The sequence below is a fragment of the Saccharothrix sp. NRRL B-16348 genome, from assembly GCF_001280085.1.
In the GTDB taxonomy this organism is placed as follows: domain Bacteria; phylum Actinomycetota; class Actinomycetes; order Mycobacteriales; family Pseudonocardiaceae; genus Actinosynnema.
This window is the reverse complement of record NZ_LGED01000220.1, coordinates 20,562-33,170: the sequence shown is the minus strand read 5'-3', so window position 1 is coordinate 33,170 and position 12,609 is coordinate 20,562. Positions and strand designations below refer to the sequence as shown.

At 72.3% G+C, this 12,609-nt stretch carries 12 protein-coding genes; 6 read left to right on the top strand and 6 right to left on the bottom strand.

What is annotated here, in order from left to right; genetic code table 11:
* Nucleotides 1–30 precede the first annotated feature (30 nt).
* Nucleotides 31–1,425 (bottom strand): ATP-binding protein, encoded by a 1,395-nt coding sequence (locus ADK67_RS31005; RefSeq protein WP_053720095.1) that lies wholly within the window; start codon nt 1,423–1,425, stop codon nt 31–33.
* 329 nt (nt 1,426–1,754) lie between these two features.
* Here ADK67_RS31005 and ADK67_RS31000 point away from each other — a divergent pair, with 329 nt between their 5' ends.
* Together ADK67_RS31000 and ADK67_RS30995 are read left to right on the top strand one after the other, a co-directional pair.
* Entirely contained in the window at nt 1,755–2,666 is a 912-nt protein-coding gene (locus tag ADK67_RS31000) for a hypothetical protein (protein ID WP_053720094.1), read from the top strand.
* Between the two features lie 103 nt (nt 2,667–2,769).
* On the top strand, nt 2,770–3,933 hold the full coding sequence (locus ADK67_RS30995) for an IS701 family transposase (protein ID WP_082404077.1): 1,164 nt from the start codon (nt 2,770–2,772) through the stop codon (nt 3,931–3,933).
* A 187-nt stretch (nt 3,934–4,120) separates the two neighbouring features.
* Here the strand turns inward: ADK67_RS30995 and ADK67_RS30990 are convergent, their stop codons facing one another.
* Nucleotides 4,121–5,002, bottom strand: coding sequence for a helix-turn-helix domain-containing protein (locus ADK67_RS30990; RefSeq protein WP_053720092.1), 882 nt, complete (start codon nt 5,000–5,002; stop codon nt 4,121–4,123).
* A 117-nt stretch (nt 5,003–5,119) separates the two neighbouring features.
* On the opposite strand from ADK67_RS30990, the gene ADK67_RS30985 reads away from it, so the two are divergent.
* Nucleotides 5,120–6,067: an NADP-dependent oxidoreductase gene (locus ADK67_RS30985; protein ID WP_197289696.1), complete on the top strand. Its 948-nt coding sequence runs from the start codon at nt 5,120–5,122 to the stop codon at nt 6,065–6,067.
* Nucleotides 6,068–6,096: 29 nt separating this feature from the next.
* Here ADK67_RS30985 and ADK67_RS30980 read toward each other — a convergent pair whose 3' ends face one another.
* Nucleotides 6,097–6,837, bottom strand: coding sequence for an aldo/keto reductase (locus tag ADK67_RS30980; RefSeq protein WP_082404075.1), 741 nt, complete (start codon nt 6,835–6,837; stop codon nt 6,097–6,099).
* A gap of 41 nt (nt 6,838–6,878) precedes the next feature.
* Nucleotides 6,879–7,802: a helix-turn-helix transcriptional regulator gene (locus tag ADK67_RS30975; protein ID WP_053720089.1), complete on the bottom strand. Its 924-nt coding sequence runs from the start codon at nt 7,800–7,802 to the stop codon at nt 6,879–6,881.
* A gap of 164 nt (nt 7,803–7,966) precedes the next feature.
* Here ADK67_RS30975 and ADK67_RS30970 point away from each other — a divergent pair, with 164 nt between their 5' ends.
* Nucleotides 7,967–9,454 carry an MFS transporter gene (locus ADK67_RS30970; protein ID WP_053720088.1) on the top strand — a complete coding sequence of 496 codons (1,488 nt, stop codon included), beginning with the start codon at nt 7,967–7,969 and terminating at the stop codon, nt 9,452–9,454.
* Nucleotides 9,455–9,526: 72 nt separating this feature from the next.
* Here the strand turns inward: ADK67_RS30970 and ADK67_RS30965 are convergent, their stop codons facing one another.
* Nucleotides 9,527–9,937, bottom strand: coding sequence for a nuclear transport factor 2 family protein (locus ADK67_RS30965; RefSeq protein WP_053720087.1), 411 nt, complete (start codon nt 9,935–9,937; stop codon nt 9,527–9,529).
* Entirely contained in the window at nt 9,934–10,377 is a 444-nt protein-coding gene (locus tag ADK67_RS30960; RefSeq protein ID WP_053720086.1) for a nuclear transport factor 2 family protein, read from the bottom strand. The genes ADK67_RS30965 and ADK67_RS30960 overlap by 4 nt, the downstream gene beginning before the upstream one ends.
* Nucleotides 10,378–10,626: 249 nt before the next feature.
* On the opposite strand from ADK67_RS30960, the gene ADK67_RS30955 reads away from it, so the two are divergent.
* A complete protein-coding gene (locus tag ADK67_RS30955) occupies nt 10,627–12,099 on the top strand; it encodes an FAD-dependent monooxygenase (protein ID WP_053720085.1) in 1,473 nt (490 codons plus the stop codon).
* A 16-nt stretch (nt 12,100–12,115) separates the two neighbouring features.
* Nucleotides 12,116–12,601: a VOC family protein gene (locus tag ADK67_RS30950; protein ID WP_053720084.1), complete on the top strand. Its 486-nt coding sequence runs from the start codon at nt 12,116–12,118 to the stop codon at nt 12,599–12,601.
* Nucleotides 12,602–12,609 lie beyond the last annotated feature (8 nt).

Here is a 12,609-nt window from a genome sequence, read left to right as displayed (position 1 = left end):
CGTTGCCGCCACTGACAGCGAATCCTGCGCTCACCTGCTGTTCACCCGCTGGAAAACCGTTTCTGCGCAGGCCCCGAGCGAAACCGCGGCTTCCCAATGACCTGCGTGTGCCCGAAGTTGCGCGGCGGTCGCGGTGGCCTCCGCCAAGCGGCCCGCGAGGACCAGGCCGTCCACCAGGAGGGCGGTCAGGTACGGTGCCAGCCACGGCAGTTCGTCGCGCATCCGCTCCGCACCGGTCAACGCCCGACGCAGCGCGGAGACCGCCTGGGAGGGCTGGTTCTCGGCCAGGGCGACGGTCGCGAGGGCCGCCTGCGCGAACACCGCCGCCCTCCGGTCGGGCACCAGGTCCGCCACCACCTGGCGGGCCTCCGGGGTGTCACCGCCCACGGCGAGCAGCCACGCGCGCACCGCGTCCAACCGGGGCGCCCACGCGGGGGTGGCGCGGGCGAGGTCGTCCAGCAGCACGCACGCCTTGTCCGTGCCCTCCGGTCCGAACGCCAGCACGAACGCCCGCGTCAGCGCCCCCGCCTCCGACGGCGCCCCGGTCACGCGCACGTGCGCCAACGCCTCCCGGGCGTTGCCGCGCAACAGCAGAACCTGCGGCCACACCAGGGACACGGCCGCCTCCTCGCCCGCGAGTAGCGCGAGCCGGCACGCCTGGTCCAGCACGTCCAGCGACAGCTCCCGCCACGCGTCCCGAACGGCTTCCCGAAGCCGTTCCCGGCCGTGCTCGTCCAGCTCCACGCCCTCGTGCGGCACGTCGCCCAGCGACAGCCCGGGGCTGTCGCCCTGGCTCACTGCAGCGCGCAACGCACCTGCGGTGAGATAGCGCCGCAGCAGCGCAGGATTGCCGCCGGTGACCGCGCGCAACGCCTCCGCCGCGGCGGCCGACACCGCGCCGCCGAGCACGTCCGAGGCGAGCGCGGTGACCTCGTCCAGGTTCATCGGCGGCACCTCGACGCGTTGGAAACCCGGTTCGTAGCGCAGGCAGTCCAACGGGTCGGCGCCCGGGAACCGGTCGGTGCGCAGCGCCAGCACCAGCACCGCGCCCGTCCGGACGTGCAGGTCGCGCAAGACCTGCACGGTCGCGTGGTCGGCAAGGTGGGCGTCGTCCAGCAGCACCACGGGACGGCGCCCGTCGGCGTGGCGCTCCAGCGCCGCGACCACCACCCCCAACCTTCCCGCTCGCGGGACACGCACGTCGGCTGGCAGGTGCTCGCGGAGCGTCGCCAGGCGACCCGGCGCACCCCGCAGCGGGATGAGGGCGTCGGTCCTCTCGTCCACCAACCCCGCGGCCAGCTCCAGCACCGTCGACCGGCCGATCCCCGTCTCGCCGGTGAACACCAGCGGCCTGGGTCGCGGTGCGGCGAGCACCGCGGCGACGCGGTCGAGCAGTCCGTCGCGCACGACGAAGCGCCAGGACATCGGTTTCTCCTTCCAGCCACACGATTCCGGCGCGTTCCGCCGGAGGTCCCATCGTGGCCCGTGCGTTTTGCCGCTGCATTCAACTGACAGAGTCCGAGGTCATCTCCGTCAGCACATCGGTTTTCCGTTAGCTGTGCCGCACGGCGCTTTGTCGAGGCCGTTCCACTCCGATGGCGCAACCGGTCACGCTGCGCCACGTCGGGCGATACCGCATTTCCGTCAGGCTGGTACTTCGGGTTCCCTGATAAACGCTTGCTGTACTGATTTAATCCGATCGCGTGGAATGGCTTGCGGGTTGATCGTCTGGTTGTTGAGGAGGGCCTGGTCCGGTGGAGCTGGCATCGGGTGTGGACGCGGTGCTGTGGGTGCTGGGCGCCGTCGTGCTGGCCGTCGTGTCATTCACGGCGGTGCGGACGGCGCTGGCGGCCTCCGCCTCGACGTGGGCGCACCACGCGGTGCGGTTGGCGGGCACCGCGTTCGGGTGGGTCGGTCGCCGCGTCGGCGACCGCGCGGGAGAACGCGCGATCGCCGTGACCGCGCCGGTCTGCCTGCTGGCGGTGCTGGTGACGTGGCAGGTGGGGTGGCAGGTGGGCGTCGTGCTCGTGGCGGCGCCCGCCGACGTGGCGGACGTCGGCCGGACGGCGCTGGTAGTGCTGTTCGGCGCGCTCGTCGTCCGCACCGGCCAGGCGCACACCGCGCGGGAGCGGCGCTGCGGCGAGTTCGGCGACGGCCGCGGGGCCGAGGAGCTGCTGGCGGGCTACCTCGGCACGGGCGGTCGGGAGGACCTGGACCGGGTCCTCGCCGACTGGTCGACGTGGCTGGCCGAGCTGCACTGGGCGCACCGGGCGTGGCCCGTCCTGCTCTACACCCGGTCCTCGGGGACGCGGTGCTGGCTGGAGACGGTCGTCACCATGCTGGACGTCGCGGCGCTCGCCGAGGCCATCGCGCCTGACTGGACACCGCCGCACACCGCGGCCGTCCTGGTGAACGGCACCGACTGCATCGGTCGGGCGCTTGTCGCCACGGGTACCGAGTCGCCCCGCAGCACCATCAGCCTGCACGGCCGCGAGGACCGCGCGTTCGACGACACCGTGAGCCTGCTGGTCGCTGCGGGGCTGCCCGTGGAACGGGATCCCGTCGACGCGTGGACCCAGTTTCAGACCCGACGCACGGGTTATGCGCCGGCCGCTTCGGCGTTGGCCGTGAGGCTGCTGCACACGAGATTCGAGGAACGTCGCTGAGGCGGATTGCCAAAGCTTTCCCGCAGAGCCCCAGGGAGGTGGCCGAGCAATTTTCGCACATCCGGCGGGACCAGAAAAACGACATTGGGGGATCGTAGGTCCGATGGCAATGCACGATCGCAACTTCCATGCCGTGCGGCCCGGTGAGGTCGACACGTTGACGCAGTTCTGCCACGAATTACTCGACACCCTGCCCCGTTCGGACCAGCGTCGTTGGGGCGAGATCTACGTCCGCGGCCTGGTCTCGCTGCCCGGTCGCAAGTCGATCCGCCGGGTGGCGGAGGCGATGGCCGGCTGGCGGGCGGAGCAGGGACTCCAGCAGTTCGTCAACCAGAGCACCTGGCAGTGGGCGTCGATCCGCCGCAACCTGGCCCGGCACCTGGCCACCCTCTACCGGCCGCACGCCTGGGCGGTCGGCGAGGCGGTGTTCACCAAGAACGGTTCCAGCTCGGTCGGCGTCGCGCGGCAGTTCGCGCCGTCGGCGGGCAAGCTGCTGAACTGCCAGCTCGGGCTCGCGATGTTCCTCGTCGGTGAGGGCGAGGCGGCCCCGGTCGACTGGCGGCTGCTGCTGCCGCACTCCTGGGACTCTGACGCCGACCTGCGCGCCAAGGCGCACGTGCCGGAGGGCGAGCGCCGCCGGGAGCGGTGGGAGGCCGTGTTGTCCATGGTCGACGAGTTGGCCGGCGACTGGGGCCTGCCCCCGCAGCCGGTGATGGTCGACGGGCGGCACATAATGCAGGTGGAGCAGTTGCTGACGGGCCTGGAGGAGCGGCGGATGCGCTACCTCGTCCAGGTGCCCTACGAGTCGGCTGTGTCGCTGGTCGGCGAGCGTTCACCGGGCGCGTTCCAAGGCGTGAGCAGGCCCGGCGCGATGATGAACCTGTGGGCCGTGGAGAACGGCAGGCAGCAGGCTTCGCGGTACGTGGTGGAGTCGGTGCCGACCAGGCCGGGCACGTCGCCGACTGGGCCGCGCCGGGCGCGCCGCCTGCTGACCCGGTGGCTGCCCGGCGAGCCCTACCCGGTGCAGGTGTGGCTCACCAACGTGCACGCGGCCATGCCCGACCTTATCCGGCTCACCAGGGCCGGTGTCGAGGTGGAGCGCGAGATGGGCAGGCTCTACGACGACGTGGGGCTGGGCCACTTCGAGGGCCGCTCGTTCCGCGGCTGGCACCACCACGTCACGCTCACCTCGCTGGCGCACGCCTACCTGCTGGGGAGGCGGCGGGCGGACCAGGAGAAGGACCTGCGCCAGCGGCCTTTCGCGTAGCCGCGGGGGTGGCCGGCTCCACGGCGCGGCGCCCCGGTGCTCTGGGGCGGCAGTGCCCGGTAGTGCGCCCAGTCGTGGTGCCCGGCGGGTGATGTGTGGTTCCGGTGTTCGGCGGTGCGGTGGCAGCGTGGCCGACCGCGCCGCCGTCGACCGCGCCCGCCGTCCTGGTGCCGCGGACCGGGCGGAGCTACCCGGTGCCCGCGAACCCCGGTCGGTGGCGGGCGTCCGACTCCGCCAGCTCGGCCAGCAGCGTCAGCGCGGCGGCGGACGAGGAACCAGGCGCGGCGGTGAAGACCACCAGTCGCTGGCCCTCGTCCTCGGGCAGCGCCATCAGCTCGTCGTTCAGGGTCAGCTCCCCGACGACCGGGTGCCGGAAGCGGCGGTCGTGGAAGGCGCACCGCCGCACCGGGTGCGTCGACCACAGTGACCGGAACTCGGGGCTCTTCAGCGACAGCTCGCCCACCAGCTCCGCCAGCCGCGGGTCGTCCGGGTAGCGGCCCGCCATCAACCGCAGGTCCGCCACGGTGTCCCGGGCTTTCTCCGACCAGTCGGCGAACAGCTCCCGCACGTGCGGGTCGAGGAAGAACAGCCGGACCCAGTTCGGGCGGTCGGCCGCGCGGTCCGGCGCGCCGAACGGCAGGTGCCCGGCGAGCAGGGCGTGAGCTAGGCGGTTCCACACCAGCACGTCGCCGAACACGCCCAGCACCAGCGCGGGCATGTGGCCCAGCGACCACACCACCGACCGCACGGTCTTCCGCAGCCGGTCCGGGCGCGCGCGGGTGGGTCGCACCGGGCCCGACCGGATCAGGCCGCGCAGGTGGGCGTGCTCGTCCGCGGTCAGCCGCAGCGCCCGGGCGAGCGAGTCCAGCACCGAGTCCGAGGTGTTGACAGGGTGCCCCTGCTCCAGCCGTACGTAGTAGCCGACGCTGATCCCGGCCAGTTGCGCGAGTTCCTCGCGGCGCAGACCGGGCACGCGGCGCCGGCCGTAGCGCGGCACACCGGCCTCCTCGGGGCTGATCCGCGCTCTCCTCGACCGGAGGAATTCGCCGAGTTCCGATCGGTGGTCCATGGGTCCAGCATGCCTCGGGGACCCCTGCCGAACCTGCACCTGCCAGGAATACCCAGGACAGGTCTACGTTGAGGAGGTGGCTGGGTGGCCCCGCCCCGGGCTGGAACAGTCGTGGCCATGGGGAAAACCATGCGAGCGGTGGTCGGACGGCGGTACGGCGGTCCGGAGGTGCTGGAGCCGGCAGAGGTCCCGCGCCCGGGGTGCGGGCCGGACGAGGTGCTGGTGCGGGTGCTGGCGGCCGGGGTGAACCCGGTGGACGCGGAGTGCCGCGGCGGCAAGGCCGAGGACTGGTTCGGCAGCGGCCCCCACACGTGGGGATGGGACGTCTCCGGTGTGGTCGTCGAGGTGGGCGCGGGAGTCGAGGACCTGCGGCCCGGTGACGAGGTCTACGGCATGCCCAGGTTCCCGGCGCTCGCCGAGGGCTACGCGGAGTTCGTCAGCGCGCCCGCGGCGGAGCTGGCGGTCAAGCCGGCGCGGTTGCGGCACGTGGACGCGGCGGCGCTGCCGCTGAGCGGGCTGACCGCGTTGCAGACCCTCGACCGCGCCGGCGTCGGCCGGGGGGACCGGCTACTGGTCAACGGCGCGGCGGGCGGGGTCGGGCACCTGGCCGTGCAACTGGCCAAGGCGAGGGGCGCGACCGTGGTGGCCGTGGCGCGCGAGGTCAACCACGACTTCCTGCGCAGCCTCGGCGCGGACGAGGTGGTGGACTACACGACGACCGACGTGCCGAGCGCCGTCGGCGAGGTGACCGCAGTGCTGGACTGCGTCGGGCGGGACGAGCTGGTCGAGTTGGTGCGGCCCGGTGGCGTGCACGCGCGGGTGCCGGACGCCGCGACCGGTCCCACGGCGCTGGAGGAAGCCGCCGCGCGGCGCGACGTCCGCGTGGTGCGGCACGTGGTGAAGCCGGACGGCGCCGGGCTGGTCACTCTGGCCGGGCACGTGGACCGGGGCGAGCTGACCGTGGACGTGGGCTCGGTCCTGCCGCTGCGCGAGGCCGTGACGGCGCACAAGCTGCTGGACGAGGGGATCAGCCGCGGCAAGCTGGTCCTGATGCCCCTCGACTGAGGACGGGTGCGGGTGCCCGGCGCCGCCGCTCACCCGCCGATGTTCGTCATCGCATCGGGCCGGTAGCGGGCACCGGCCACCGCGTCGGCCGGCACGGCCGCCTCGATCGCGGCCAACTGCCTTGCGTCCAGGGGGACGTTGCGCGCGGCGGCGTTCTCCTCCAGGTACCGGCGGCGCTTCGTGTCCGGGATCGGCACGACGTCGGACCCTTGGTGGTGCAGCCACGCCCGGGCCGGCTCCTCCAGGCCGCGCACCAGCTCCAGGTTGTGGCCGATGTTGTGGCGGTCGAGCCGGGATCGGCCGGTCGCGTGGAAGTCGTCCGGCTCGAAGCCGCCGGGCGCTCGGTAGCGCCCGGTGAGGAAACCGCGGCCCAGCGGGGAGTACGGCACCACGCCGACGCACAGCTCGCGGCACGTCGGCAGGACCTCACGCTCGATCTCCCGAGACCACAACCACTCGGTCTGCACCGCCGCGATCGGGTGGACGGCGTGCGTGCGGCGCAGCGACCCCGCGCTGACCTCGGACAGGCCGAGGTGCCGCACCTTGCCTGCCGCCACCAGCTCGGCCATCGCGCCGACGGTCTCCTCCACGGGCGTGTCCAGGTCGACGCGGTGCGGGTAGTACAGGTCGACGTGGTCGACCCCGAGCCGCCGCAACGAGGCGTCGCACGCCCGGCGGACGTAGGGCGCGTCACTGTGGATGCGGTTCTCCTCGGGGGTCGCCGTCGACTCCACGTCGTCGCGCGAGCCGTAGTACGCGGTCATGCCCATGCAGCTGAGCCCTTGCGCGCGGCGCCAGCTCCTCCACGCCCTCACGCACCTGGGTGCAGCGACTGCCGGGGCGGGGGTACCTCGGACGAGGACAGCTCGGGGGCCCGGTCGCTGGGCGTGATCAGGCCCGCCAACAGGTCCAGCGCAGCCTCCGACGGCGAACCGGGCTCGGCGTGGAACAGCGCCAGCCGCTGGCCGTCGTCGTCCGGCAGCACCAGCAGCTCGTTGGCCAGCGTCAGCGGGCCCACCAGCGGGTGGTGGAATTCGCGCGTGCTGTAGGCGCACGCCTTGACCGCGTGGTTGTTCCACAGCGCGGTGAACTCCGGGCTCTTCATGCTCAGCTCGCCGACCAGCTCGGCCAAGCGCGCGTCGTCCTGGTAGCGCCCGGCGACCAGGCGCAGGTCGTCCACGGTGTCGCGGCACTTGCCCTTCCAGTCGGGGTACAGCTCGCGGACGTGCGGGTCGAGGAACACCATGCGGGCGATGTTCGGCCGCTCCCCGGGGTGGTTCGGCGCGTCCAGGTCCAGGTGCCCGGCGAGCAACGTGTGCGCGAGCCGGTTCCACGCCAGCACGTCGGTCGACCGGCCGATCACCAGGGCGGGCACCTTCGCCGCCGTGAACGACTCCACCATCAGCGCGATCGACGGCCGTAGCCGCTCCTGCCGCCGCACGCGGGGCCGGTCGCGGCGAGAACCCCGGGCCAGGCGGTGCAGGTGGGCATTCGCGTCCCCGTCCAGCTGGAGCACGCGTGCGACGGCGTCGAGCACTGCGTCGGACGCACGGTCGGTGTGTCCCTGCTCCAGCCGCGTGTAGTAGGCGACGCTCACGCCCGCGAGCTGCGCCACCTCCTCGCGGCGCAGCCCCGCGACCCTCCGGCGGCCGTGGTTCACCAGCCCGAGCTGTTCGGGCCGCAGCTGCGCGCGCCGGGAACGAAGGAACTCGCCCAGGTCGTTGAGCCTATTCATCCGGTCATTGTCGCGCGGCTCGCGGTTTCGCGGCTAACACTGCCAGTGCTACGAACCCGGGTTCTACCCTCGAAGGTCCTACATCGAACCGAGGTCTGGGTACGCCTCCGCGAGTCGGTCACGATCGTTCCGAAGCGGAACAGCTCAGGGAGGCATGGCCAATCATGACCAGGAAAACCGGCTTCGGGGCCGCGCCGGGTGAAGCGACGGCCGGCCTGGGCCCGCGCGGCTGGCTCACACTGATCACCCTCTGCATGGCGCAGTTCATGATCGCGCTCGACTTCTCGATCGTCACGGTCGCCCTGCCCGCCATCGACCGCGGCCTGGGTTTCGGCGACGCGGCGGACCTCCAGTGGGTGATGACGGCGTTCATCCTGCCCACGGCGGGGTTCCTGCTGCTGTTCGGGCGAGTGTCCGACCTGGTGGGCAGGCGACCGCTGTTCATCCTCGGCCTGGTGGTCGTGACGGCGTTCTCGCTCGTCGCGGGCCTGGCCACGGCGCCGTGGGTGCTCATCGCGGCCCGCGCCGGCCAGGGCGTGGGCTCGGCGATGGTGGGCGCTACGGCGCTGGCGCTGCTGACCGCGTCGTTTCCGGAGGGGCCTCGGCGTGACAAGGCGCTGGGCGTCAGCGGCGCGCTGCTGTCGCTCGGGTTCGTCGTGGGCACCATCGCGGGCGGCGTCATCACCAGCGGGCTGAGCTGGCGGTGGACCATGTTGATCCTGGTGATCATGGGCGTGGTCGTGCTGGCCGGCGCGGTGGCGCTGCTGGACAAGGACGAGGAGCGCGGTCGGGCGCGGCTGGACGTGCCCGGCGCGCTGTTGGCCACCACCGGCCTGCTGGCGCTGGTCTACGGCATCTCCACGGTCGGCGAATACGGCTGGGGTTCCCTGCCCGCGCTGGTGCCGCTGATCGCCGCGGTGGTGCTGCTGGCCGGTTTCCTCGTGGTGGAGGGCAGGCAGGAGGCGCCGCTGGCGCCGCTGTCGATCCTCCGCCGGCCCACGGTGAAGTGGGGCGGCCTGACCGGGTTCATCACCTTCGGCATGTGCGGTGGCACGACCGTGCTGCTCAGCCTCTACATGCAGGAGGTGCTGCACTGGAGCCCGCTGGCCACCGGCGTCGGGTTCATCGTCGAGGGCGTCGCGGCGATGATCTCGGGCAGCCTGGCGGCGCGGTTCATCAGCGGTCTGGGCAGCCCGGCGGTCTTGCTCACCGGCCTGCTGGTGCAGGGCCTGGGCACGGCGGCGATGCTGCTGCTGCCGCAGGACGGCGACCTGGTGCTGCTGCTGGTCACCAGCGCCGCGCTCGGCTTCGGCCACGTGCTCGCGGTGGTGTCGTTCATCGGCACGATGACCTCCGGCGTGCCCTCGGAGCACACCGGCCTGGCCAGCGGTCTGGCGCAGACCGCCCAGCAGGTGGGCAGCGCGGTCGGTGTCGCGGTGCTCGCAGCGGTGGTGGCCGCGAGCACCGCGCCGTTCGCCGCCTCGCCGGAGGCCGCCGCCCTCGACGGCCTGCGGTCCGGCCTGCTCGTCGCGGCCGCCGTGACCCTCGCGGGTGTGCTGGTCGCCGTGCTGTTCCTGCGCGGGGCGCGGTCCGACCCGGCGGGCACCACCGCCGGCGGGCCGCGGTCCGGCGACGAGGTCGCCGCGTCCTGACCCCCTCGGGACGAGGTGACCGAAATGGGGCGGCCGGGGTCGATCGACCCCGGCCGCCCCTTTGTCCCGCGCTCAGCGCGTCACCTCGAAGCTGTCCGAGAAGCCCAGCGGGCTGAACCACTCCGTGTAGCGGGTGATCCTGCCGTTGGTGTCGAAGTCGAACAGGCCGATGCTGTCGTTCTCGTACTCGCCACCGGCCAGCAGTCGGCCCACCGGGTGCCAGCGGGCGAACACGCGGTCGGCGCCGTGGACAGCGTGGATCTCCACGTTGGTGAACCGCATGTGCGAGTACGACTCGTGGATCTCGCGGTACAGCCGCCCGAGTTCGGCCTTCCCGCGCACCTCGGGCGGCAGCACGTCATCGTGGTAGGGAATGAACTGCACGCCGTCGTCGGCCCACAGGTCGAGCCAGCCGTCGAAGTCCTTGCGGCTCAGCAGTTCGAAGTACCGGCGCATGGTGGCGACATTGCGCTCCGAGTTCACGACAGGGCTCCTTCCGCAGCGAACGCCTCGGCCACGCGCACCGGGTGGAAGTACTCGGTGAACATCGCGATGCGCCCGTCGGCGTCGAATTCGAACAAACCGACGTTCTCGTTGGCGTACTCGCGGCCGTCGGTCATCCGGCCGCGCGGGCGCCACAGGGCGAGGACCTTGTCCGGGTCGTCCAGCGGTAAGATCTCCAAGTCCGCGAAAGTCAGCTCCGCGTAACCGTTGGCCATGCCCTGATACAGCTCCCGTACAAGGTCACGGCCTTCGACACGGCCCGGGACACCGCCTGCGGCGAACGGCATGACCTGCACGCAGCCCTCCGCCCACAGCTCGATCCACGAGTCGACGTCGAGCGCGGCGAGGTGCGTGAAATACGCTTCCAGGGTCGCGACGTTGCGCGCCCGGCGATCCTCGCCGGACAGCTCGGTACTCATTTTGCGCACCTTCCTCTGAAGTGGTCGCACAATAGGTGGGTCGAATGTAGCGCCCGGTCCCGGCGAACCGGGAGGAATGTGTGGCCCGAGTTCCCGGACTCCGTCAAGTCGGCGCTGCTCCTGGTTTTCCGGGCCGGTGTGTTCAGTCGTTCTTGTCGCCGTTCCCGGCGGTCTCCGACACTGGTCCGGCGATCGTCCGCCCGATTTTCGGAGGAGCGGACCCGGAATTTCCCACCGGGGAGAGGACCCATGAGCAGTGACCCGGGCAAGCGCGGCTTGCCGAGCAGCACCGACGTCCTGGTTGTCGGCGGCGGGCCGACCGGTCTGGCACTGTCGCTGGCGCTGACCCGCTTGGGCGTGGACCACGTCGTGGTCGAGCGGCAGCTCGCGCCGTCGCCCAACTCGCGGGCCGCCGCCCTGCACGCCAGGACCCTGGAGTCGCTGTCCGCCGTGGGCGTGGCCGACGAGCTGGTGGCCGCCGGGCGCCCAGGGCGGTCGTTCGCGGCCCGCGACGGCGACCGCGTCCTGCTCGAAACCCCGTTCCACGAGCTGGACACGCCCTACCCGTTCGTCTTGGCCATCCCGCAGGAGACCACCGAGCGCATCCTGGCCGCCAAGCTCGCCGAGGTCGGCGGCCACGTGCACCGCGGCTGGTCCGTGGTGGACGTCAAGGAGCAGCACCCCGGCGCGATGGCCATGGTCACCGACGACGACACGGGCGAGATCAGGGCCATCCGCGCCCGCTACGTCGTCGGCTGCGACGGCCTGCACAGCGTCGTCCGGCAGCGCGCCGGCATCGCCTTCGAGGGCCACGAGCGCCCGCACAACTTCGCCCTGATCGAGTTCGTGATGGAGTGGGCCGGCCCGGAGGGCGAGATCAGCTTCTTCTTCTCGCCCGCCGGCCTCGCCGCGATCTCCCACCTGCCCGGCCGGCTGTACCGGATGGTGGCGCTGGTCGAGGACGACACACCGGCGCCCGACCTGGCCGCCGTGCAGGAGATGCTGGACGCGCGCGGGCCCGCCGCGGCCGGCGCGAAGGTCGAGTCGCTGGAGATGGTGTCGATCTGGCGCGTGCGGCACCGGCTGGCCGAGACGTTCGGCAAAGGGCCGTTCTTCCTCGTCGGCGACGCCGCCCACGTGCACAGTCCCGTCGGCGCGCAGGGCCTGAACACGGGCATCCAGGACGCGCTCAACCTCGCCTGGAAGCTCGCCGCCGTGCTCGACGGCACCGCGGGCCCCGCCCTGCTGGACACCTACGACGGCGAGCGGCGGCCGATGGCGCAGGGCCTGCTGTCGTTCACCGCGCAGTTGCACGACATCTCGACGATGAGCAAACCCGACAGCATCCACCTGCGCAACCGGGTGCTCGGCGTTCTGGGCGAGCTGCCGGAGTTCTCCGGCTGGCTCGCCCAGCGCCTGGCCCAGCTCGCCATCACCTACGGCGGCGGCGACGGCGGACCGCCGCCCGCGGTCGGCGACCGCATGCCGCCGCGGCCCGGCATGGCCGACGGGATCGGCTGGTCGGTCGTCCTGCCGTCCGAGGACGGCGCCGTGGCCGTCAAGGAGGCCGCGGAGCGCGGTCTCACGCCGGTCGCGGTGGCCGTCGACCCGAACCTGCCACACGCCGTGCTGGTCCGCCCGGACGGGCACGTCGCCCTGACCGCACCCGCCGCCGAGGCCGCCGACCTCCCCGGGCGGCTGACCGCCTGGCTGAACCGCTGACACCACTGGAGGACAGATGAGCCCCGTGTCCATCCGCCCGCCCGGCGCCGCGACCCTGATGCACGTCGCGATCTTCTGCCCGGACGTGGACGAGTCGATTCGCTTCTACCGCGAGGCCCTGGGCTTCTCGCGCACCTACGAGTGGACCAAGACCTACACCGGGACCGGCAAGACCGTCTACAGCGGTCGCGGTGTCTACATCGAGCTGGAGGGACAGACCTACCTGGAGCTGTTCCCCGGCGGCGTGCCCGGCCAGGACTCCTCGGCCGGACCCGTGCACCACATCGGACTCGCGGTGTCCAGTGTGGACGAATCCTACGAGCGCTGCCTGGCCGCGGGCGCGCAGCCGTTCGGCTTCGACGACTGGTCGGGCGAGCCCACCACGGTCACGATCAACGGCGACCCCGAGATGCTGGTCCGCGTGGCCTTCGTCCGCGGCCCCGCCGGCGAGCTGGTCGAGCTCTACGAGCAGTACAGCCCCGTCATCGCGACCGAGCGGTAGATCCCCAC

What these genes read in the sequence shown, in the direction of transcription:
- ADK67_RS30985 (WP_197289696.1), top strand. Translation starts at nt 5,120, where the DNA reads ATGGGGAAAACCATGCGAGCGGTGGTCGGACGGCGGTACGGCGGTCCG.
- ADK67_RS30950 (WP_053720084.1), top strand. Translation starts at nt 12,116, where the DNA reads ATGAGCCCCGTGTCCATCCGCCCGCCCGGCGCCGCGACCCTGATGCAC.
- ADK67_RS30980 (WP_082404075.1), bottom strand. Translation starts at nt 6,837, where the DNA reads ATGGGCATGACCGCGTACTACGGCTCGCGCGACGACGTGGAGTCGACG.
- ADK67_RS31005 (WP_053720095.1), bottom strand. Translation starts at nt 1,425, where the DNA reads ATGTCCTGGCGCTTCGTCGTGCGCGACGGACTGCTCGACCGCGTCGCC.
- ADK67_RS30970 (WP_053720088.1), top strand. Translation starts at nt 7,967, where the DNA reads ATGACCAGGAAAACCGGCTTCGGGGCCGCGCCGGGTGAAGCGACGGCC.
- ADK67_RS30975 (WP_053720089.1), bottom strand. Translation starts at nt 7,802, where the DNA reads ATGAATAGGCTCAACGACCTGGGCGAGTTCCTTCGTTCCCGGCGCGCG.
- ADK67_RS30955 (WP_053720085.1), top strand. Translation starts at nt 10,627, where the DNA reads ATGAGCAGTGACCCGGGCAAGCGCGGCTTGCCGAGCAGCACCGACGTC.
- ADK67_RS30960 (WP_053720086.1), bottom strand. Translation starts at nt 10,377, where the DNA reads ATGAGTACCGAGCTGTCCGGCGAGGATCGCCGGGCGCGCAACGTCGCG.
- ADK67_RS30995 (WP_082404077.1), top strand. Translation starts at nt 2,770, where the DNA reads ATGGCAATGCACGATCGCAACTTCCATGCCGTGCGGCCCGGTGAGGTC.
- ADK67_RS30990 (WP_053720092.1), bottom strand. Translation starts at nt 5,002, where the DNA reads ATGGACCACCGATCGGAACTCGGCGAATTCCTCCGGTCGAGGAGAGCG.